Genomic DNA, 22,803 nt, shown 5'->3' on the forward strand with positions numbered 1-22,803 from the left:
TGCTGTCAAGCCCGCGTCTCATTTGCCCGAATAAGTCAGAATGATCGCCGTATGATCCGCCTCCTTGGTGATCGCGATCGCGGCCTTCCGCCCCGCTCCGATGGCCGACATCATGCCTGTGCCTCCCGACAGAAAGTCCGACGTCTTGCGCAGGCCGGCGGCCGCAAATCTGTCCCGGTAAAAGACCATGACGGCGTCGGCGGCGTCCGAGGTCGTCAACCGCACCTCATGGCTTCCACCCTCGGTGGCGGCCGGGACTACAGCGGCAAGCGTTGAACCCGGATAGCGGGGAGCGAATTCGGGCAGGGCGATATCACGCGGCGGTGGCGACGCAGCACCGGTGGCGGCTGGTGCCGGATGGAGCGCCTCGGCGGTATTCGCCCCAAGGTCGGGTGCAGCCTCGCCACCGGTAGATTCGTTACGCGGCTCCGAACCGCACGTCGCCAGAAGCATCAGGACCGGGAGAATGAGGACACGCATGGAGACTCTCCTTCCATCCGGTCCAGGCTACCCCAAACCCGCCTGCCGACGCAAAGGCCATGGCCAGTCCCGTTCGCCAGAGCGCGCCGCCGTTGGATCGATGGTTGAGGCCGTTACGGCTCTTAGAACTTCACGCCCAGCCGCGCATAATAGAAACCTCCGCTCAGGCCAAAGGGCGCAAAATTGCCGTAGAGGCCGGAGCCGGTATTCGCCTGGATGACGCCGATGGCATCGGGATAGATGTCGAAAAGATTGTTCGCGCCCATGGCTACATTGATGATCGACGTCAGTTGCGCCGAAATATCCAGGTCAGTCACCCATTTGGGACCGAAGGTGCGGTCATCCGCGGTAGAGGTCTGGCTGGTCCCGGTTTCCGTATATTTGCCGAAGCGCGTGACGCGCAGCAGGCTACGAACCGGACCGATCGTCCATTCACTACTCAGCACCAACTTGTCGCGGGGCGTTGCGCTAGTCAGGTCCGCACGCGCCTGTCGGCCGAACAATATGGTGTTTGACAGGTTGCCGGGATTGTCCGCCACCCTCAGCAGCCTGGTCTTGTTGTAGCTATAGGCGGCATTGAGCTTGAAATCGCCAAGCGAGCCGGTACGCAGCATATATTCCGCCACCGCATCGATACCGCGCGTGCGGGTGTCGACGCCGTTGATGAAGAATTGCGCGCTACTGATGCCCGGCACACCGCGCGCGGCGAGGATGGCGGTCACTTCGGGACTGGCGAGAATTGCCCTGGCTTCCGCGCTGTTGAGGATTTCGGTTTTCACGATCCGGTCCTTGATGCGAATCTGATAGCCATCGATGGTCAGGCGGAACGGGCCGCTTTCAAAGGTCGCGCCCGCCGTGAAGTTCAACGACTTTTCCGGCGTCAGCGGTTTGGCGCCGAAATAGCCGGCGATCGGATCGTTGGGCGCCAGGAACTTGACCAGTTGCGGCACGCGATCGCCATCGATGGTGATGCTGGTGTTCTGTGAGGTCGAGAAGCCCTGCTGTGCCAGCGACGGCGCGCGAAAGCCGGTGTTCACGCCGCCGCGCAGGGCGAAGCCGGATGCGATCTCGTAACGGGTGGAGAATTTGCCGCTGACCGTATTGCCCGAACTGTCGGTATAATGTTCGGCCCGGCCGGCAATACCGACGAACCATGCCCTGGTGATGTGGACACCGATATCGACAGACGCAGCGACATTGTTGCGGGTGAGGACGAAGGCATCGGCCGGCGTCGTGCCGGTGAAGGAGACGAGGCTGGCTGCCGGGCGCTGGCCGCCAAAGGCCAGTTCGAAGGGCGTCGCGCCGGTCGGGATCACATAGCCGCCATCGCGATAGCTGTCCGGCTCGCCCGCCTTGTTCTGAAACCGCTCCCACCGATGCTCCAGCCCGAAGGCCAGGGTCAGCGGCTCAGCCAGACCCAGGTCGAAGGCGCGGCTGAAATCGGCATTATTGACCCAGAGGCTGGCAATCTGTTTACCCATGAAGAAGCTGGTCTTGCTGCCCGGCCCCAGCGACGGGTTGAGCGTGTCGACCGCGCCCAGCTTCGCATCGTCCCGGCCAAAGCTGCTGCTGAAATCGGCGTCGAGGCCGGCCAGACTGGTGCGCACCCCGGTCGTGACCTGGAAGTCGGTTTCCCAGATGCGGCGTTTCGCCAGAAAGCCGTTGGGATAGATTTCGGGCAGCGCGTTGATGTTGTTCGCGTTGAACTGTCCGCGGCCGTCCTTGATGTCGCGGTAGCTGAGCGTCGAGAAGCTGTAGAGCGTTGTGGCGTCGCTGACCGGCAGTTCGGCATTATAGGAGCCGTTGACGATGTAGTCGCGATTGGTGCGACCATAATTGCCGGCGCGATTGCGATCGATCGTCGCTTCGGGCGGATCGCGCGAGCCGTCCGCCAGGCGGGGATAGAGATCGACGGAGGCCGCGACGATCGCGCCGGACGGATCGGCGCGGTCGTGAAACTTGCCTTCCACCGCAAAGCGGACGAAACCGCCATCCGCGCCCAGGCGGGTGCCGTAGCTGACCGATTGCTGGATTAGCTCCCCGCCCTTCTCATAGTGGCTGCCGGCAGTGGCGGCGAACTCGCCACCTTCGGGCGAGGCATCGAGGATGAAATTGATCACGCCCGATATCGCGTCCGAACCATATTGGGCAGCGGCGCCATCGCGCAGCACCTCCACCCGGCCGACGGCATTGGTGGCGAGCAGGTCGATATCCACCGGGGTGCTGCCGCCCGACACGCGGGAGAGATTGTTGATGAGCGAGGTCGTGTGCCGCCGCTTGCCATTGACCAGCACCAGCACATAGTCGCCGCTCAGCCCACGGATGGAGATCGGCTTGGCGCCCGAGGAAGTGCCGCCGCCGCCCAACGCCGGAACGGTGAGCGAAGGGACGATATTGCCCAATATATCCTTCAGGCCGACGCGGCCGGTCGCCTGCAGTTCGCGTGTATCGATGACGTCGATCGGGACTGGGCTGTCGGCCACGGTGCGGGGACGCGCGCCACGCACACCCGTCACGACGATGGCCCCACCCTCGGCGATTGCGTCATCGGGCGCGGCCGGCTCTACCTTATCGACCGCATGGGCGCTGCAGGCGAGCGCGACGACGAGAGAGACGGTAGAAACCGTGTGCTTCAGCAGAGGCAATAGGATCATCTTCATTCCCTGAGACGTGTATTTTCAGGGATGATTGCTATCGGTCGCAGCAAGGCAAATTAATCAAGTTAAATTGGAAAATGTTTATTTAAACTTGAATTAAAATTAAAAATATATCGGCAAAAAATATTTATAGCTATAGAGAATATTTATCGATCTATTGTTTATTTCTATTTTCTCCGCCAGTCTGAACGTATCGATGATGATATTCTGATTGGCACGGCGAGGCGGCCATTCTTGCGCATCATAATGAACGTGGCATTAGCCTCGTGACGGCCGCAGCCGACAGGCAGGCCTGTTGCGGCAAGGCCGACCAGCGCATGACGGCGGGAGAGGAACATCGACATCCTGCCCACCGTCTATGCGCCGGCGGGGCGGATTGCTTCCGCCACCTGCCGGTTGAACGATGTGTCATAGCCCTTGTCCGCCCTGGGAATGTCCGGGATAATCCCGGCCGCATGATAGCGTTCGAAAATCCGGCCCTGTTCGCGAACAAGTTCTGTATCGATCGGCACCGCATCGCCGACATAGGATTGGGCGGCGAAACGCGCCACCGCAAAGGGGATGCCGGTTTCCTGCGCCAATATACGGGCATAGTCGTCGAGATGATTGCGCGCCCAGGCCCGCGCCCGCGCCAGGCGCGCGATATAATCGCCGAGCAGGACGCGCTTCCGTTCGATCGCCTTGTCATTGGCAGCATAGAAGCCGACGCCGGTGGGCAGATTACCGCCATCGGCCAATATCCTGTCGCCATCCTCCAGCACGGCGATGCCGACATAGCTGCCCCAGGTGGCCCAGGCGTCGATCGCGCCGGACGCCAGCGCCGCTTTCGCTTCGCCGTTGGACAAATAGGTCCAGCGGATCGTGCTGGCATCGATCTTCGCCCGTTCGAACAGGCGCAGCACCAGATCCTGCCCGGCCGATCCCCGGATCGTCGCCACCTTCCTGCCCCGCAGGTCGGCCAGGGTGCGGACGGACGAATTTTTCGACACGATGATGGCCGACGCCTTGCCGGCATGTTCACCCGCGGGTCGGTAGGCCGTCACCGCCTTGATATGCGCGCCGCCGGCATAAGCGAAGGCAAAGGGCGCCCCGCCAATGCCGCCGACATCGATCGCGCCGGCATCCAGCGCCTCCAGCAATGGCGAGGCAGCCGGGAACAATGCCCATTTGATCCGATAGGGCACATGGTCCAGTTCTCCCGCCGCCTTGAGCAGCGCACGCGCGCCTCCGCGCTGATCGCCCACGATCAGGGTCCGAGCATCATCCGCCGCGCCCCAGGATGCCGGACGGAACAGGGCGAAGGTCAGCGCGGCCAGCACCAGCCCCAGCGCGCCCCACAGCCAGAGACGGAGATGGCGTCGCGCCACCCCCGTTCCGTTCGAATCGGATGCGACCGGATCGGTCATCGCCGCCGCGCCGTTCAGAGATCGGCGTAGAGCGGTTCGTCGGCGATCAGGACACGATGGAGCAGGCGCGGATAATCGCCATAGTTGCGCACCGCATAGTGGACGGCAGCGCGATTGTCCCAGAAAGCGACCGATCCGGGCTTCCACGAAAAGCGGACCTGGAATTCAGGCCGCTTATATTGCAGCAATATCTGGTCGATCAGGTCCCGGCTTTCCGCCAGGTCGACGCCCAATATCTGCGGATCCTGCGTCAGATTGACCCAAAGTATCTTCTGGCCGGTTTCCCGATGGGTTCGCACCACCGGATGCGCGACGATCGGATAGTCATGACCGTCCGCCAGCAAGGCCGGACGATAGTCGTGGGTGACGTGCAGCCCCTTCAGCTTCTCCTTCAGTTCGTCCGAAAGCCCCTCATAAGCGAGATGCGCGTCGACCCAGACGGTGTCGCCCCCGACCGGCGGTATGTCGACCGCGCGCAGCACCGCGCCCCAGGTCGGCACCAGGCGCCAACTTGTGTCGCTATGATAGGCTTCGCCCGGCTTCACCTTCACCTTGGCCTGGCGCTTGTCGAAGCGGGCATTGTCCAGCGCGGAGATATTGTGGATCGGCGTGACCTTGGGATCGTGGGTCGTGCTGGGATGTGTGTAGAGCGGCCCGAATTGGCGCGCGAAGGCGGCGTGGCTTTCATTGTCGAGCTGCTGGTCGCGGAAGAAGACGACCTTATATTGCAGCACGGCTGTGCGGATCGCGTCCCGCACCTCCGGGCTTATCGGCCGGGAAATGTCGATGCCATGGATCTCCGCGCCGATGGTCGGCTGAAGCGGGCGGATGTCGAAATTGGCGGTAGTCCGTTCGGCTGCGGCTGTGGACATGATCTTGATCCTTTCCTGCCATATGGCTCCCCGAGATGGAGCGATATGGCGAGGTGTAGAAAATCACGCGGCGCAAATCCCATGATAAATTCTCGCCTTCTTATGATGTTGGATCGTCGGGTACGAATATCCTTCCTTTTCATGCGCACCTATTTGCAATAGCCCGCATGTATCGAGAAATTCCAATAGATGATGTGATCCGATCTCATGTCAATTTGAACAAATCAGCGGTGTTTGAGCGGTTCTCTTTATTCGAGAACAAGCCACAGCCCTCACCTGCGCGCCATGGCTTGCGGGAAGATCGGCATGACCCACGGGCCAGAAGAATGCGAATTATTTCCGCAGGACAACCTCGTCCAGCGGCTTGCCGGTCGCGGTGAAAGCGCGATAGGTCAGGCTGTCATGACCGACGTCGATCAGCTGATAGGCCTGCGTGCGCGAGGCCGATTTGCGCGCCCAGGGCAAGGAGGCGACGTCGTACATTTTGGGTCCGGCGACCGAGACGGCGTAGGTCGCGCCCTCCCCATCCTCGACCGGGCCGTCGGGGCCGATGGCGCCGCGGGCATAGCCATGATCATGGCCTTGCAGCACCAGGTCGACCCGATATTTGTCGATCAGCGGCTTCAAGGCTTCGCGTACGCGCGGATTGTCCCGCTTGGGTTCGCTGGAAAAAAGCGGGAAGTGGAGGAACATGACCGTCCAGCGGTTAGGGTTGTGCGCCAGCAGCGGCTCCAGCCATTGAACGATGGCGGCGCGGGATTCGCCGTCGCCATGCAGTTGCGGCGCGTCAATCGAGATCAGGCGCAGGCCCTGATAATCGGTATACCAGTTGGTCTCGCGCAGCCGGTCGATCTTTGCCGGTCCATTTTCGGGCAAGGTGAATTGGCGACGCCATTGCGGGTTCAGCACCGGTCCCCGGCCATATTCATGATTGCCCGGCGTCGGCATCTGCGGCGTCTGGGCATAGAGAAAGCCGCCGGCGGCGAACCATTCGCCCCATTCCGCGTCGCTGTCATGCCGGTTGATAAGGTCGCCCGCATGGATCACAAAAGCTACATCCCCCGCCTGACGGAAGGCCATGCGCAGCGTGCGCGAGGCTTCGGACAATATCTGGTTCTGCATGTCGCCCATATAGATGAAACGGAAGGGCTTCTCCGCTGCCTCTGCAGTGCGGAATTGCAGCCATTCCGACCAAGTCGCGCCGTCCCCGACGCGATAGGCATAGACGGTGGCGGGCTTCAGCCCCTTGAGAATCGCGGCGTGATAGCTGGCGCGGAAGGCCGGATCCTCGCGCACAGCGATGGTCGCGTCCTCGTCGCCCGCGGGCTGGGCCAGCGGCGCCTTCACGAAATCCGGCCCGTCGGTCGCCTCGGCATATTGCACCTGTCCCGCCTGCCCCGGCGCCGAACGCCAGGTGATCGCCATCTCATGCGCGGGATCGGCGGTGAGGTTGAGGATGATGCGCTCGGGCCTGACCGTCGCCGGGGCGAGCGGCGGTTCGGCCGGCGTCTGGGCGGACGCGGCCGGCGCAAGGGCGAGCGCAGTCGAGAGGAAAAGCAGGCGGGGAGAGATCATGGATGGATACTCGCGGTGAAAATGGGGCGCCCGGGAGAGGGTAATCGGGATCAGAAAACGAAATTCAGCCCGGCCGTGATGCTGCGCCCATTCTTGATATAGGCGCGGCTGGCTCCCGTGCCCGATGACACGGTGTACCAATAAGTGTGGGCGTCGAAGAGATTCTGCACCTGGAGCGAGGCGGTGGACTTGCCGAACACAGTCTTGCGCAGCGTCAGGTCGACGAAGCTGTAGCCCTGCTCATAGGGATTGTTGCCGAAATCCTGAATGCCCTCCATGAACTTGGACTGGTGTGTCCAGGCGCCGTAGATTTCCCAGCCCTTGCGCTGCCAGAAGATCTGCACATTGGCGATGCGGCCCGGCGTTTCGACCAGCGGCAGCGTATAGCCTTCGGGATGCCAGTTGATGCCGGTTTCGGCGCGCGACTTCTGCAGCGTCAGGTTGACGCCGAAGCCCAGCGAACCAAGCGGCCCCGGCAGCCAGTGCAATATCTGCTGGGCGTTGAATTCGATGCCATAGACCTCCGCCCATTTGCCGTTGTTGGGCATCAATATTGTTACGCCTTCCGGCGAGATATTCTCGCCTGATGTGCCGTTACGGATGTTGCTGGACGAAGAGCGATAGAGAAAATTCTTGATATGCTTGTAGAATCCGGCGACCGAATAGGCGCCCGTCGCCCCTTCATAATGTTCAAGACTGAGGTCCAGGTTGATCGCGCGCATGGGCTTCAGGTTCGGATTGCCCTGCTCGATCGACATCAGCACCCAGTCGCTGGTAGGGTTTTCCTCGCCGTCACCATCGGGATCGGTGTCATAGCCATATTCGCGCGCCGAACTCATACGGGCGATGTCCGGCCGGGCGAAGCTGGTCCAGGCCGCCGCGCGCAGCTTGGTGCGCGGCGTGAAATCGTAGATCATGTGCAGGGAGGGCAGGACATTGGTAAAGTCGCTGCGGTCGGTCGAATAGCGGCCGCCCTGCACCTCATCCAGATTATAGGCCTCGATCTTGTTGCGGGTCGTTTCGACACGGACGCCGCCGATGAAGGTCGCCTTGCCGACCTTCGCCGTTGCCATGGCATAACCGGCGATGACTCGCTCATTGAAGCGAAAGCTGTCCTCATCGGTGATCACCGCGTCGGCGGGGCTGACGGCGAAGCCGTCGAACACGCTGCTTTGCCCTTCTTCGGCGCGCCCCAGTTCGGCCAGCATCTTGCCATTGTCGATCGTCGTGCCGAGCCGATAGAGGCCGCTATACTGGCCGCCGAACAGGCTCGTCACTGCCTTGCCGTAGAAGGCGGAAAAGTCGGCGAGCGTGCCACTGGCGTCCAGGTTCAGGAACTCGCCGCTATAGGTGCGGCGGCGCGAGTTGAAATATTTGGCGCCGACCTTGATGCTGTCGAGCCAGCCGCTTTCCACCTTCCAGAGCAGGTTGAACTGGCCCTGCCACAATTTCTCGCTGCTGCCGCCGATTTCGCCGGACAGGCCGGCAAAGGCATATTCCGACGGATCCTGCACCGCCGCCATGCCGGCATCGTTAAGCAGCCATTTGGGAAAGCGGCTGTCACCCGCGCTGCTGAACAGCACGCCCGTATTTCCCAGCCAGCCATATTTGTCGCTGCGGAACTCCAGCTCATAGCCGTCATCCAGATTATCCTCGGACTGGGAATAGGAGACGTCATAATCGATCGTCACTGCGCCAAAACGGCTGACGCCACCGAAATTGGCCGAGGCGAGGCTGCCTGTCTCGCGCGATCCTTCCCAGAAGCGTCGCAGACGGAAACCCTGCGGATCCCAGGTGCCCGACCCGCCATAGAGGCTGTAGAAGGAGCGCGAGGAACGGTCGGCGTCAGTGATGATGCCGTCGCCATCCTGATCCTCGATCTGGGCGGTGGTGTAGCCATAGATACGACCCAGTTCCTCGTCATAGCCGACGACATTGTCATCGGGCTGGGCCAGACTGGTGTCGCTGCTGTCCACTTGCACCAAGCGAGCCGAATTCCGGCCGGTGTCGTTGCGGAAATTCAGCCGGTTGAGAAATTCCTCCTTCTGATATTTGTTATATTGGCCGCGCAGGTGAAGGTCGTGATCGTCCGATCTGTAGTCAAGGCTGCCATTGGTGCCCCAGCGCTTCACGTCCGTCTCGCCGAAGGCGATGTCCATGCCGCGCATCACGAACTTGTTGGGGTCCCAGCCCAAGGTCTCGCTGTTCTCATACCAGCTCATCGGCTGGTTGTCCCCATCGACGCCATTCTGCTCGAACTGCGACCGACGGCGGCTCCAGCTACCGGAGATGAAGACGCCGAGATTGTCGGTCAGCCGCCTGCCGAAGGCGCCCGATAACTGGCCCGACTTGCGGTCGTCATATTTGTCGAGAAAGCCGCCCTCCGCGGACAGGCGGACATAGGTCCTGTCATGGTCGAAGGCCGTCGGCGTCTGGATATCGACGGAGCCGCCCAGCGCATCACCGTCGCGGTCGGGCGTCAGCGATTTGTAGACGGTGATCTGCTTGATGCCGTCAGGCGGCAGGACGCTGAGGCGGACGCCCCTAAAGAAATTATCGTCGCGCGATCCCGCGCCGCCCAACCGCACGCCGTTCATGGAATAATTGTTGAGTTCGGTCGACAGGCCGCGAATGGTGATGCGGTCGCCCTCACCGGTCGTATGATTGCGCACCGCATTGACGCCGGGCAGGCGCGCCAGCGATTCCGAGACATTGTTGGTGGGCAGTTCGCCCATGTCGTCGGCCGTCACCGTATCGGAAATCTTGTCCGACTGGCGCTTGGTTTCCAGCGACGCGTTCACCGCCTTGGCAAAGCCGGTAACGACGATCTGCGCCTGCGGTGCTTCGGTGGCGCCCGCAACCGGAACAGCGGCGGCGCGCGGCGCGGGGGCAGCCTCCCCGCTGCGTGCGGCGACAGGGCGCGTCAGCGCGCCGGGGCGCACGATCACGGTCGTGCCGACGATGCGGACCTCGACATCAACGCCATCAATCAACGTCCGCAACGCCTGCTGTGCGCTCATCCGGCCGTTCACCGCGTGGCTGCGCCGCCCCCGCAGCGCATCGGGCGAGGCGGACAGCTGCATCCCGGTCACGCGCGAGAAGCTGGCCAATGCCCCGGCCAGATCCTGCGCCGGAATGGAAAAGCGGAAGCTTTGGCCCGTGTCGGGCGCGGCGGCGACCGTCGCGGGAAGCGCGACAGTCGCAAGGACGATGCCGGACGCGCAACATTTCAATAAGCTAGGCAAGAACATATTTCCCCCGATTCAGACGAATGTCGAACGGGAGACGTGGCTCATGATCCAAACCCTACAAAAGAAAATTATTACTTTTCAATTACATGATTATGTATTTGCGATGACATCAGAGCTGATCGCCAAGAACATAGCTCCCATCTTCCTCCCGCCAGCGCAGATCATGCGTCGCCGCCAGCGCTTCCAGCACCATCTTTGGATCCGACACCCGGAACCGGCCGCTGACGGGAATGATCCCCAGCGCGGGATCGGCCAGCCGCACCGGCTTTGCCGAAAAGCGGTTCATCCAATCCACCAGTCGCTGCATCGGTGCCTCTTCGGTCTCGTACCAACCGCCCAGCCATCCGGGCGCATCGCCAAAGGGGGCGGGCAGCCGACGGCCACGATTGCCGACGATGCGGATCGCCGTGCCGGCCGGCAGGCGCCATGCCGAACCGTCCGCCGCCTCGACGCCCACCAGCCCGCGATAGACCCGCACCGCAACGGCGTCCCCGCCCTGCCGGTCGACGTCGAATGCCGTCCCCAGGACCAGGATCTGCTTACCTGCACTGGCGATGGCAAAGCGGCGCCAGCGTTCATGCGCAACGTCGAAGAAGGCCTCGCCCTTCTCCAGCGTCGCGCTGCGCGACCAGGGCGTGATATGCACGGTCAGCCGGCTGCCGCCGCTCAGCGTCACCTGCGTGCCGTCGGCCAGCGCAATGCGCTGCACCGGGCCGGGCCGGACTTCGAACGACCGATCGACGATCACCCGCGGCAGCAGCAGCGCCGCCGCCACCGCGCAGGCCAGCGCGGCCCCGGCGCCCAGCGTCAGTGGCCTGCGCAGGAAGGCGATCATCCAATCCAGCGCTTCCCGCACCGGATGCGGGCGCGGCCGCTGCCATGCGACCTCCGACAACGCCTGGACGATAGCGTCGGATTCCCAAAGCGCCCGCATCCGGCCGAAACGCGCGACATTATCGGGATCGGCCATGATCCATGTGTCGAACGCGCGCGCGACGTCGGGCGCGGGCGCGGGTCCGCTCATCCGTTCGACCCAGAAGGCAGCCTCCCGGTCCTGCTGCTGCGCCATGGTCATTCTCCCAGCCATTCCGGGCCCAGCCCGGCGCGCTCGAACGCCGTTCTCAGGTCCACAAGGCCTCGTGTGATATGCTTCTCCACCGCCTTGACGCTCAGCTTCAACTCCTCCGCGATCGCCGCGCAACTCTGGCGCCGCAACCGCCGTCGCACGATCACCTCGCGCCGCAGAGGCGGCATATGTTGCAGCGTCCGGGTCAATATCGCCACCGCCTGGCGCGAATGGACGACGCGATCAAGCGAGGGCGCGGTGCATTCCATGCTTTCGTCCACTTCCCCGGACTGGCGCCCCTCGCGACGATAGATGTCCACCACCAGATTGTCGGCGATGCGAAAGCCGAGCGCATAGACGCTGCCGATTTCGTCGCGCTGCTGCAGCGCGATGAGGCGCGTCAGCGTTTCCTGCGCGACATCCTCCGCCAGGTCCGACCGGCCGGTCCTGCCCCGCACATAGCGCACGAGGGCGGAACGGACCGCTGTCCAGTCCCGCTGGTCTTCGGGCGTCGATGCGCGGCGGATCGGAAACAAGGCCGAATGTCCTGAAGGAGGATGACCCCGGCGCGCCTATAGGGCACAGGTTACGATTCGAAGACGAAACGACCCTTCTTGTGACCACCGCGTCGCCAGGGTCGGCAGCGCAACAGGAGCCGCTTGGCACCCACATCGATCCCGATCATGCAGCAATTATGATGATGGCCCGGTCCTCAATCGCCGATCCCTTCCGAGTGGCAGAGTCAGGTCGGCCCGGTCCGGCATCTCGGTCAATATATACCGGGTCAGCCGTTCATAATGTTGCACGAATCGGTCGAGCTGCGCCGCGTCCATCGCCCGGCTCGCGCCGCGGGCGACGAGCGCCGCTTCCTGTTGTCCGCGCCATGTCCGCACCACCGGAAAATCGGGCGCGGCGAGCAGCGCCAGCCGGTCGATCCAGGCGAACAGCTCGGCATAAGGACCGCGGAGCTGATGATTGACATGGCGGCGCCATATCCGGTCGGCGTCTTCATCCCGCTCCAGCGCATTGACGGGTATGGCAAGGTCCGCTTCCGGCTGTGGTCGGGCGCCGACGCACCAGCCCTCGAAAATCAGCAGATCGATCGGCCCCGCAATGGCTTCTCCGTCCCCGAAAGGCTCATCCTGCCCCTTGTCGAAACGCGGCAACAGCACCGGCGCGCCGGCCTTCACCGCCTCCAGGATGGCGATGCCCCGCACGGTGTCATGGGTGCCGGGCACGCCCCGCGTGCGGAACAGGGGATGGATATCCGCCGCCAAACGTGCGCGTTGCCTGCGCGCCAGATAGAGGTCGTCCAGCGACAGAATCGCCGTTCGCCGCCCTTCCCGCGCCATCAGCGTCCGCAACCCCGCTGCAAGCGTCGACTTGCCCGATCCCTGCGCGCCACACAGACCCAGGATCAGCGGCCGATCCGCCGCCACCGCCAGCCAGTCGCGCGTGGCTGCCGCTATGCGGTCTAGCGGCACGTTGCCGGCAAAGAAGCAGTCAGGATTGTCGGCCATCTTCATCCCCATGACGCTATATCGGACAGACCGACCAACGCGGCCGCCCGATCATAGCAGCCTCCGCCCGGCAAGGCTGCGCATCAGATGGCCTTCGCGATCGGAAACCACTTTGTCCGGCCACGAATTTCGCCCCTCGTGCAGCCATGACAGCGTATCGACCCAGAAGTCGGAAGCATGGCTATCATGAAAGAGGCCGAAATGGCCCAACGTCTCGCGGCCATAGTCGGAGGGCCGGAGCAGCACCGCCGTTCGCTCGGCGCCGCTATAATATGCCAGCGTGCGGCGAATGGCCGGCACGGTGCCGAGTTCGTCGTCCGAGACCGCCACCGCCAGGATAGGCGCCGTAACCGCTGCCATCCGCAGCAGCCTATCCTGACGCTCGGCAACCGGATGGCTGCGTTCGAAACGCAGGCCGCGAAAACTCCACTCGTTGGCGACCCCTGCCGGCAGATCCTCCAGCCATCCGAGCCGGCGACCGGGGAAATAGCCGCACGCCGCCGTAAGAGCCGGCATCGCGACATGCCATTTCAGGAAGAGGCGCAACCGGCGACCGGAGGCATAATCACCCCACCAGGCATATTGCGCGCCGACCGTCAGCATCCGATCGATCGCGGGCGCATTGTCGGCCAGGCCGGGCAGGAATCCGCCGATGCTGTGCCCGACCACGATGAGCGAGCCGCCGCGCTTCCGCTCGTCCATGAAACGGAGCGCGGCCGCGAAGTCGCGCTCACCCCAGTCCCGCCAGCGATAGCCGCAGCGCACCAGCCGATCCGGCCGCGATTGACCGATACCCCGATAATCATAGGTCAGGACGTCGAACCCGTGCCCGGCCAGGAAGCGGGCATAACGGTGATAGTAGCGCGCCAGGACGCCGGTGGCGTTGTTGATGACGACGGCGTGGGCCGGTCCATCGCCCGACGCGGGCCAGAGATGGCCGCCAAGGCGCACGCCATCACGACATATGATCTCGATCGTTTCTCCGGTCATGCCTTTGTCGGAAGCTGCGGAACTCATGCCGGCCAGATAGACCGCCGGAAGAATTGTGTATATTCACTAGTCGGTATACATCTGCCGCATGAAGAAGGCGACGGCCCCCACACGCGAGCGCATCATCGAAGCGGCTGGAAAGCTGTTTCATAGGGAAGGCATCCGCGCCGTCAGCATGGATGGGGTTGCCGAAAAGGCGGGTGTGACCAAGAGGACGCTCTATTATCATTTTCGCAGCAAGGACGAATTGATCGAGGCTCATCTGCAAGCGCGCGATCAGCCCAATCTGGCGCTGTTCCAGCGCTGGTTCGCGGAAACCGACGGCGACAGGGCTGACAAGGTGCGCGGCATCTTCCGCAATCTCGCCGCCTCTGCCCGGCACCCCGGATGGAAGGGATGCGGTTTCCTGCGCACGTCGGTCGAACTCGTCAATATGCCAGGACACCCCGCCATCGTAACCGGGCGCGCGCACAAGAAGCGGGTCGAGGACTGGCTGTGCTCAGTCCTGGACGACGCGCTGCCGCCTGCGTCCGCCCGGCAACTGGCACGGCAGATCATGCTTCTCCTCGACGGAGCCTTTGCTGTCGTGCTTCTCCACCGTGACGCCGGTTATATGGACGATGCCGGCGACGCGGCTGCATCCCTGATCATGGGCGCTGCGTCGCCGTAGCGTGGGGCACGGTTTCCGCCTTGAACGGTGCGGCCTCTCCGCGCTTGATGGCATAATTGCACAGGCCCTGAGGCAAAAAAGGCGACGCCTAAGTCGCCGTTCCTTGAAATGCCGTCCCCACAGTGAGTCGAAAATGCGCGCCGCGGTCGGTAGGAAGCAGGTGCAGCTCCCCGCGATAGGCAAAGAGCAGCGACCGGGCGATTGCGAGGCCGAGGCCGGTGCCGCCCTCTCCCCTCTTGCTGGTAAAGAAAAAATCGAAGATGCGGTCCCTGTCCCCCGGCGGAATGCCCGGTCCGTCATCGACAAGATCGATCCATGCGACATTCTCCCGCGCCGTGACGATGATATCGAGCCGTGACGCCCCAGCCTGTCGCGCATTGTCGGCCAGCGTGGTCAGCACGGTTTCCAATGCCCCCGCGTCCATGGTCAATGAGGGAAGCCGTTCAGGCACATGGAGATTGACGGCGAAATCCTTGCTCGCCAGCGCGTCCGCCACCGATGCCAGCACCGGCGCGGCCGCTGTCCGCGTATCGCGTTCGCCGACCAGCACATCCGCTCTCGCCAGTTCCATCAGCCGCCGCACCAGCCGCGACAGGCGCTCCGCATCGGCGGCCATATTGGCCAGGAAACGCTCCCGGTCGGCAGGCGTCATATCGGTGCCATGATCCTGCAGCAGTTCGATCGCGCCGGAAATGCCAGCCAGTGGCGTCTTGAACTCATGGCTGACCGAGGACGCGAAGTCGCGCAGATAGCGGGAGCGTTTCTCGATACTGTCGGCCATTTGCTCGAAATCCTGATAGAGCGCCCGGATTTCGACCACCTGCAGGGAAGGATGACGCGGCGCGACCCGACGACCCGAGGATAATTCGCGGGTCGCCCGGCTCAGCCCCTCGATCGGCCTGACGATCGCACGGGACAGCACGGCGGAAAGCAGGATCAACAGCAGGAAAATCGCCGACGCGCCAAGCGCGATCTTGCCCCGATCCTCATAGATGCCCAGAAAAAGCGCACGGGGGGATCGCGATATCAGCAGCGCCCCGACAACACGCCCGTCGACACTGATCGGCACGGCATGATGCAACCGGATACTCGCGGCGCGGCTCAGCCACTCCAGCGGATAGCGGGCTGTCGTGCCCTCATTCTCTCGCAAGACCGTTACCGCCCGGCCGCCAAGCGCCGCCCGGATTTCCGGCAGAGCAGCCAGGCTTCGCCCGCCTTCCCGACCGTTCAGCACCACGCCGTGCCGATCGAGCATCAAAATGGACGACAAGGTGGTCAGTTTGGTTTCGGCAAAGGCGGGCATCATCTGCCGCGCGAGCGCAACGGCCGCGCCATCGGGTCGGTCGCGCGTTACCGTCGCGTGCGGCCGCGGTGGAAGGATTGGCGAGGAGCGCAGGTCCACCTCGGTCATCCGGTCATGATAGCGCACCGGGGGCGCGGGCGTGGCGGGGCGGGCAACCATCCCCTTCCAGACCACCGCCGCGCTTGCCGCCAGGGCTGCACCCTGCGCCACCAGTTCCGCCTCGGTCCGTCGCACCAGCGCATTTTCGTAGACGCGCAGGAAGACCGCCCCGAAGCCCGGCAACGCCGCCACGAACAGCAAAGTCCCGAGCAATATCGTGCGCAGCCGCAGCACCGGCCAGTGCCGGGCGATCCGCACCTTGAACCCTGCCATCATGCAGGCGGCGCCGTCCCGCTGCATCCGCCCAGCCGGTAGCCGATCCCGGCGCGCGTCTCGATGATGTCGACGCCGCCGACATCGGCGAATTTGCGGCGCAGGTTACGGATATGGCTATCCACTGTCCGGTCGGTCAACGCAAAGCCCGGTCCCCGGAAACGATCGATGATCTGATCGCGCGAAAAGATACGGGACGGCATGGCGAGCAAAGTGCGCAAGATGGTGAACTCGGTCACTGTCAGGCCGACCTCCCGGGCCTGCCAGTGCGCAGACCAGCTTTCGGTGTCCAGGCTGAGCAGCCCATGGCGGATGACGCCGACATTTTCCACCGCCGGCGGCCGGGCGGCGGTGCGGCGCAGGATCGCCATGGAGCGCGCCACTACTTCGCGCGGGGAAAAAGGCTTCACCACATAATCATCGCCGCCCAGTTCGATGCCCAGCACGCGGTCGATCTCATCGTCGCGCGAGGAGAGGAAGAAGATCGGCACGTCATTTTGTGCCCGAAGCCTGCGGCAGACCTCCAGCCCGTCCATGCGCGGCATGTTGATGTCGAGGATGACAAGGTCGGGCGCGTGCCGCTCGACCTTGTCCAGTGCCTGCTCGCCATCGGCGGCCTCGATCGTGTCCAGTCCCGCCTTGCCGAAGGCGAAGACGAGAAGCTGTCGGATATGGGGATCATCATCGACGATCAGGATAGTGCTGGGCATGGGACATAGGATCATTTCCCAAGCTCCTCTGTCAACGCACGGACGGTCTTGCGGTCGAGATTGTCGGGCTCCGGAGGGGAGCAGGCAGTGGCGGGATCAGCGCACCAGCGCAATCCCTCGGCCCCGGCGTCAGCGCCGGTGGCTTTTGCTGGGCTGACATGAGTCGCGCTTTTTCCAGCCGCCTTTGCCCCAACAGCGTCCAGCCCCGACGCTGATCCTCCGCCAGCGCCCGATAGAGGCGCAGTCGTATCGACTGCACCCGTTCGCGAAGCTCCGGCCGCAGATCGGCGCGCTGCTCCAGCGACAACAGGGGCAACAGAGCGGAATCGCCCAATGCGTTGAGATAGCAGAGATCGAGCGCCGCGCCCTGACCGCCGACCTCCCGCGCATGACGGACATTCCATTGCGCCGCAATCGCCCCCAGATCGACGAAGCAGACTATCGTCAGCACCAGTCCCACGGCCGCCAGATTGATGTTGATCAGCCAGGCCGCGCTTCGGTCATACAGCAGCCGCCAACAGATCGCTACCAGCCCGAACGCCACCAACGCCATCCAGACCAGCGCCGCGATGCGCAGGCGGGTCAGCGAATAGGCCTCGATATAATCCGCCGTCCGCAGCATTGCGGACGAGACGAGAAAAATATTCTGACCGATCCACAGCATCACCAGTTTGCGGATCGCGGGGTTCGACGCGGTTTCCGATCCGGGCCGCAACGTTACGAGGACGAACAAGGCCGCCAGCAGGGCCGTGGCGATCAGCGGATAGGCGCCGCGATGCGCATAGTCCGCCATGGTCATGCCTTCGGGCACCGGTGCCCAGCCCCAAAGCCAGGCAATGTCCATCAGGTTCTGGAGAATGAAGATCAGGTTGAAGAGGACCAGCGACAGCGTCACCGAAGCGACCGACACGCCCGGCAGGCGCCATTCGCCCCGTCCGTCAAAGGTCGGCAGCAGACGCCGCGGCAGACGCGGGCGCAACAGGCTCCAGACCATGATGAAGAGAAGTCCCCAGAACAGCAGCCGCACGATCAGTTCGGGCGACAGATCCGGCAGCAACAGCGACGAAAGGAAGCGCTCGATCAGCGGATTGGCCGTAGCGAACAGGCCGAGGATCACCCCGCTGCCAATGGCCGGGAGAGCGAGCACCGCCAAGGCGGCGTGAAGGCTCCAGCGACCGGCACGCCCCGCCGCCCTTATCTTCAGAATGCGTTTCAGATCGATCAGCGGGCCGAACGGCGCCCGCACAGCTTGCCACAGCAAGCGCTGCAACCAGCGCCATCCGTCATCGATGCGCGTCGTTGCCGGGATCAGCGCGGCCATGCCCGCCGCCGTCCAGAACAGGAGCCAGGCCAGCAGGCTCGCATCGTGAACCAGCGCCAGTCCGAACAGGCCCGCCGCAGCCACTGCCATCCACGCTCGCCGGTCGCGCCACACAGCCGGCCGCCCCGCAAGCAATGCGCCCAGCACGGCCAGCGTGAAAAGTCCCAGATATCCGCCGTAATAATGCCGCTGACAGAATAGCCAGTCACCGATCCAGACAATCAGGACGGCGGGCGCCAACTTCCATCGGAAGCGCGCGGTCAAGGGCAAGGCGGAAGCGTGCATCAACTATCTCCCCGAAATTTCGGGCAAGATGCGACGCGCCCAAGCAGATCGTCGGGTGCGGCCGGTCAATAGTTGGCGCAGATCCTGTGCAGAAGATGTGCAGGCCGCATCGGAAAGGGCGGAAAACCGTCGGTAACGCCCTGCGGCTTTCGCCGGCGGCTGGGCACGAGGCCCGGCAAGGCTCCATTCGTCGCTTGCCAGCCCCGTTTTGCCGCCTCTATTTTTCTCTCTACTGTTACAGTGGAGAAACAAGGATGCGCTCTCGCCTGGCAATCACCCTGGCCCTTTGCCCCAGCCTGATCCTCGCCGGATGCAGCCAGCCACCGAGCGGTCAGGCCTATAGCGAAGCGGCGAATGGCGCGGCCGCCCGAAACGATGGCGAACGCTATGACGGCCGCCCGGTCAGTCCGATCCATCAGGTGGCGGCCGAACCCGTGTCCACGTTCGCGGTCGATGTGGATACCGGTGCCTATGCCAATGTCCGGCGCATGTTGCTGGGCGGTCAGGTCGTCCCGGCCGACGCTGTGCGCACGGAGGAGATGATCAACTATTTCCGCTATGACTATCCCCTGCCCGACGACCGCTCCATCCCCTTCAGCGTGACGACGGACGTGTCGACCACGCCATGGAATCCCGGCACGCGCCTGCTGCGCATTGGCCTTCGTGGTTATGATGTCGCACGGGCAGAGCGACCGCCGGCCAATCTGGTCTTCATGGTCGATGTGTCGGGATCGATGCAGGATGCGGACAAGCTGCCCCTGGTCAAGCAAGCGCTTTCCATGCTTGCCGACAACCTGCGCCCCGAAGACAGTGTGTCGATCGTCACCTATGCGGGCTTTGTCGAAACGCTGGTCGAGGGCAGCCATCAACCGGCCGAGATCAAGGCGGCGCTGAGCGGACTTGATGCCTCCGGATCGACCGCGGGCGGCGCGGCGCTCGAACTGGCCTATGCGACCGCCCGCGCCCACTATATCGCCGGAGGCATCAACCGTATCATCATGGCGACCGACGGCGACTTCAATGTCGGCCTGACCGACCAGAAAAGTCTGGAAGAGATGGTGCGGCAAAACCGCGAAGACGGCATTACCCTCACCACGCTGGGTTTCGGCCAGGGCAATTACAATGACGCGATGATGGAAGCCGTGGCGGACCTCGGCAATGGCAACCATGCCTATATCGATAGCGCCATGGAGGCCCGGAAGGTGCTGGAAGAGGAGCTTTCCTCCACCCTCTTCGTCATCGCGAAAGACGTGAAGGTGCAGGTGGAATTCAACTCCGCCATGATCAGCCAATACCGCCTGATCGGCTATGAAAACCGCGCTCTTGCCGAAGCGGATTTCACCGACGACAGAGTCGATGCCGGCGAGATCGGCGCAGGGCATCAGGTGACGGCGCTCTATGAAATCGTCCCCAAAGGTGAGGAGGGATGGACCGCTCCGCGCAAATATGCCGTCAGCCCCGCGCCCGACGCGCAGGCGGGAAACATCAGCGAAATCGCCACGGTCCGCCTGCGCTACAAGTTGCCCGGGGGTAGCCGCAGCAGCCTGATCGAAAGGCCGATCCCGGCCACGCTGCTGGCCGGTGCGACAAGACCCGAAGGCGACATGGCCTTCGCCGTGGCGGTCGCGGCCTTCGGCCAAAAACTGCGCGGCGACACGCGGTTGGGCGACTTCCGCTATGCCGATATCCCACGTCTCGCCGGCGGCCAGAGCAATTATTGGCGCGAGGAATTCCTGCAACTCGTGCACCTCGCCCAAAGGGACGAAGGGCCGGGCTGAGTTGACGGCTCAACGCTTGGGCATTGCGGGCGCCGCCTCTGCTTTAGATGCGGGTCCGCAAGGTCACGCCATAAGTCCGCGGATCGCCCAGCGTGCCCGTGATCGCGCCCGTATTGGCGGCCGACAGGCTCTGGTAATAATCCTTGTTGAAGAGATTGCGACCCCAAAGCTGCAAATCGACGCGACCGTCGACCGCACGGATGCCGATACGGACATTGAGCAGGCTATAGCCGGCGATCAGTGAATAGCGCGAAAGGCTGGCCGTGGTATAATAGTTGGACCGATAGCTATAGTCTGCGCCCAGATATATCTCGGCATCATGACCCAGCGCCTTTCCGACCGGCGCCTTGCCTTCACCGCCAGCGGAAAAGGCCCATTTCGAAACGCCCGGCAGGCGCCGTCCCGACAGATCGCACAAGCTCTGGCCGATGATCTCGATCGGGCAGGGCGCAGTCGAATAGCTGACATATTGCGCATCGGTATAGGTGCCCGACCCGTATAGCGAGAGCCAGGGCGTCGGGTTGGCGCGCACATCCGCCTCGATGCCGCGGGTGCGTACCTTGCCGACATTGGTGAAGAAGGAGATGTTGTTGCGGTCGACGTCCACGATCGTCGTCTGATAATCGCTCACGTCCGTCCAGAACCCCGCCAGGTTCGCGCTGAGTTTGTCGGCCCACCAACTGGTCTTGAGCCCTACCTCATAGCTGTCGATGGTTTCGGGCTTGATCACCGGGTTGGCCGCATAGGGACCGGTCGTGGTGATGTTGGCCAGATTGAGGCCGCCGAATTTGTTGCCGCGGCCATAGGTGGCGTAAAGCAGCGCGTCGGGCGTCACCTTCCAGGACAGCGTCGCTTGCCCGGACAGACGGCCTTCCTTGGTGCGCGCTTCGTAGAAGTTGGCGGCACCGTAGCGGGCGCGGATGGAAAGGGCGGCCGCCTGCTGCGCGGCGGTCAGTCCGTCGAGGCTAGCGCCGGTCGCTTCCTGATCGAACCAGCCGCTCTTGGTCTCATAGGTGTAACGCAACCCCGTGGTCAGATCGACCGTCGGCGTGATGTGCCAGATCGTCTGTCCGAATGCGGCATAGCTGTTGGTGACGGGCTTCGAATGGCTGATGATGGTATAGCCGTTGAGGGCCGCGGCGCCGACGACCGGATCGACGCTGGGCGCCAGGAACCATGCCGCCGCATCCCGCCCATAGGCATTGAGCGCCTCGGCCTTGATCGATTGCCAAAGATAATAGACACCGGCGATATAATCGACCTTGCGCTCGCCTTCCGATGCAATGCGCAATTCCTGGCTGAACTGCTGCTGGTTGTTGCTCTGGTGGAAATCGGTACCGGCATCGAGCGGCGTGCTGTCCCCGTCATTGTGCGGATACCAGTCCCAGCGGCGCCAGGACGTGACCGATGTCAGCGTGTGGCCGGACAGGCTCAGATCGGCAATGGCGGAAACGCCACCCTGTTGCATCTTATAGCGCGGATTGCCGTCGACATCGACAATACGGTCGCCCGGCGCCGCTGTCACAGTCTCCAGCCCTAGTCTTGTTGCCCGATCGGTATAGTTGTTCGCGAAATTGGCGCCATTGTCATAGGTGCGGATCACGCCCGCCAGCACGGATGCTGCGGTCTGGGATTTCTGGAAACCATAGTCGCCGATGATACGGAGCCTGAAATTCTCGGTCGGCGTAAACAGCAATTGTCCGCGCAGGCCGAAATCATGATAGTCCTGCGTCTTGCTGTCGTCATAGCGGTTGGTGACATAGCCGTCCCGATCCGTTTTCGATACGTACAGACGCGCTGCAAGCACGTCGTCGACCAACGCACCGCTCGCATAGGCGTGGAACTGGCGGAAGTCATAATTGCCATAGGTGACGTCGCCACCGAATTCCGGATCGAAAGTCGGCGATTTTGTCGTGATCACGACCGCGCCGGCAGATGTGTTTTTGCCGAACAGCGTTCCCTGGGGTCCACGCAATACTTCGATCCGTTCGATATCGGCAAGGTCGAATACCGCCTGACCCGGACGCGCCAGATAGACCTGATCCATATAGACGCCAACGGCCGGTTCAAGGCCGTCATTATAGACCGAGACATTGTTGCCCAGTCCACGAATATTGATGCTGGTATTGCGGGGATTGGTGACAGTCACCACCAGACTGGGGCTGAGCGCCTGAAGATCGCGCAGATTATAGGTGCGGGTCGCGGCCAGTTGCTCCCCGCCATAGCTGTTGGCGGCAACGGGCACGTCCTGGATCTTCTCGTTGCGCCGGCGCGCGGTGATGATGATCTCGCGCCCGCCGCCGTCCGGCGCATCCAGCGCCGCATCTTCCGGCGCTGGGGTCGCAGCAGCAGCCTCTGCTGCCTGCGCTGGAGCCATGGCGCTTGCCGCTGCCACGGCTGCGAGCACGACAAGAGATGTGGAATGAAGCGGCGCGGTCATGAGGCCCCCTTTCTGGCGACTGACAAGGTTGAGTCTTTCTCAATGGAGCGAGTAGAGAATTGGCTGGACTTTTGGCGAGACATTTTTTCTATCAATGAAGTAGACAA

The 22,803-nt window shown here is 63.1% G+C and carries 16 protein-coding genes; 2 read left to right on the forward strand and 14 right to left on the reverse strand.

Annotated elements, in window-relative coordinates:
- Window positions 1–18: 18 nt before the first annotated feature.
- The 10 genes from AC58EF_RS07425 to AC58EF_RS07470 form a co-directional block, all read right to left on the reverse strand.
- On the reverse strand, window positions 19–480 hold the full coding sequence (locus AC58EF_RS07425) for a hypothetical protein (protein WP_497275685.1): 462 nt from the start codon (window positions 478–480) through the stop codon (window positions 19–21).
- 122 nt (window positions 481–602) lie between these two features.
- Complete coding sequence (locus AC58EF_RS07430) at window positions 603–3,134, reverse strand: TonB-dependent receptor plug domain-containing protein (protein ID WP_497275687.1); 2,532 nt, start codon at window positions 3,132–3,134, stop codon at window positions 603–605.
- A gap of 359 nt (window positions 3,135–3,493) precedes the next feature.
- Entirely contained in the window at window positions 3,494–4,543 is a 1,050-nt protein-coding gene (locus AC58EF_RS07435) for an ABC transporter substrate-binding protein (protein ID WP_497275689.1), read from the reverse strand.
- Between the two features lie 14 nt (window positions 4,544–4,557).
- Entirely contained in the window at window positions 4,558–5,415 is an 858-nt protein-coding gene (locus tag AC58EF_RS07440; RefSeq protein WP_497275691.1) for a TauD/TfdA dioxygenase family protein, read from the reverse strand.
- Window positions 5,416–5,748: 333 nt separating this feature from the next.
- The gene (locus tag AC58EF_RS07445; protein ID WP_497275693.1) at window positions 5,749–6,990 is read right to left on the reverse strand and encodes a purple acid phosphatase family protein; all 1,242 of its coding nucleotides are present in this window, start codon (window positions 6,988–6,990) and stop codon (window positions 5,749–5,751) included.
- A gap of 50 nt (window positions 6,991–7,040) precedes the next feature.
- Window positions 7,041–10,235 carry a TonB-dependent receptor gene (locus AC58EF_RS07450; RefSeq protein WP_497275694.1) on the reverse strand — a complete coding sequence of 1,065 codons (3,195 nt, stop codon included), beginning with the start codon at window positions 10,233–10,235 and terminating at the stop codon, window positions 7,041–7,043.
- A 115-nt stretch (window positions 10,236–10,350) separates the two neighbouring features.
- Window positions 10,351–11,310, reverse strand: coding sequence for a FecR family protein (locus tag AC58EF_RS07455; RefSeq protein WP_497275696.1), 960 nt, complete (start codon window positions 11,308–11,310; stop codon window positions 10,351–10,353).
- Window positions 11,311–11,312: 2 nt separating this feature from the next.
- Complete coding sequence (locus AC58EF_RS07460; RefSeq protein ID WP_497275697.1) at window positions 11,313–11,843, reverse strand: RNA polymerase sigma factor; 531 nt, start codon at window positions 11,841–11,843, stop codon at window positions 11,313–11,315.
- 156 nt (window positions 11,844–11,999) lie between these two features.
- Window positions 12,000–12,827 carry a kinase gene (locus AC58EF_RS07465; RefSeq protein WP_497275699.1) on the reverse strand — a complete coding sequence of 276 codons (828 nt, stop codon included), beginning with the start codon at window positions 12,825–12,827 and terminating at the stop codon, window positions 12,000–12,002.
- Between the two features lie 51 nt (window positions 12,828–12,878).
- Window positions 12,879–13,844 carry an alpha/beta hydrolase family protein gene (locus AC58EF_RS07470; protein ID WP_497275700.1) on the reverse strand — a complete coding sequence of 322 codons (966 nt, stop codon included), beginning with the start codon at window positions 13,842–13,844 and terminating at the stop codon, window positions 12,879–12,881.
- Between the two features lie 61 nt (window positions 13,845–13,905).
- On the opposite strand from AC58EF_RS07470, the gene AC58EF_RS07475 reads away from it, so the two are divergent.
- A complete protein-coding gene (locus AC58EF_RS07475; protein ID WP_497275701.1) occupies window positions 13,906–14,487 on the forward strand; it encodes a TetR/AcrR family transcriptional regulator in 582 nt (193 codons plus the stop codon).
- A gap of 88 nt (window positions 14,488–14,575) precedes the next feature.
- Here the strand turns inward: AC58EF_RS07475 and AC58EF_RS07480 are convergent, their stop codons facing one another.
- Genes AC58EF_RS07480 through AC58EF_RS07490 form a run of 3 tightly spaced genes read right to left on the reverse strand, consistent with a single transcriptional unit; the run spans window position 14,576 to window position 18,478 of the window.
- On the reverse strand, window positions 14,576–16,189 hold the full coding sequence (locus tag AC58EF_RS07480) for a sensor histidine kinase (protein WP_497275702.1): 1,614 nt from the start codon (window positions 16,187–16,189) through the stop codon (window positions 14,576–14,578).
- A complete protein-coding gene (locus AC58EF_RS07485; RefSeq protein WP_497275704.1) occupies window positions 16,162–16,872 on the reverse strand; it encodes a response regulator transcription factor in 711 nt (236 codons plus the stop codon). The genes AC58EF_RS07480 and AC58EF_RS07485 overlap by 28 nt, the downstream gene beginning before the upstream one ends.
- 31 nt (window positions 16,873–16,903) lie before the next feature.
- The gene (locus tag AC58EF_RS07490; RefSeq protein ID WP_497275705.1) at window positions 16,904–18,478 is read right to left on the reverse strand and encodes a DUF4153 domain-containing protein; all 1,575 of its coding nucleotides are present in this window, start codon (window positions 18,476–18,478) and stop codon (window positions 16,904–16,906) included.
- Between the two features lie 254 nt (window positions 18,479–18,732).
- Here AC58EF_RS07490 and AC58EF_RS07495 point away from each other — a divergent pair, with 254 nt between their 5' ends.
- Window positions 18,733–20,256 carry a vWA domain-containing protein gene (locus AC58EF_RS07495; protein ID WP_497275707.1) on the forward strand — a complete coding sequence of 508 codons (1,524 nt, stop codon included), beginning with the start codon at window positions 18,733–18,735 and terminating at the stop codon, window positions 20,254–20,256.
- 43 nt (window positions 20,257–20,299) lie between these two features.
- Here AC58EF_RS07495 and AC58EF_RS07500 read toward each other — a convergent pair whose 3' ends face one another.
- Window positions 20,300–22,696 (reverse strand): TonB-dependent receptor, encoded by a 2,397-nt coding sequence (locus AC58EF_RS07500; RefSeq protein ID WP_497275708.1) that lies wholly within the window; start codon window positions 22,694–22,696, stop codon window positions 20,300–20,302.
- Window positions 22,697–22,803: the final 107 nt, after the last annotated feature.

It is taken from the genome of Sphingobium sp. WR1 (assembly GCF_059693745.1).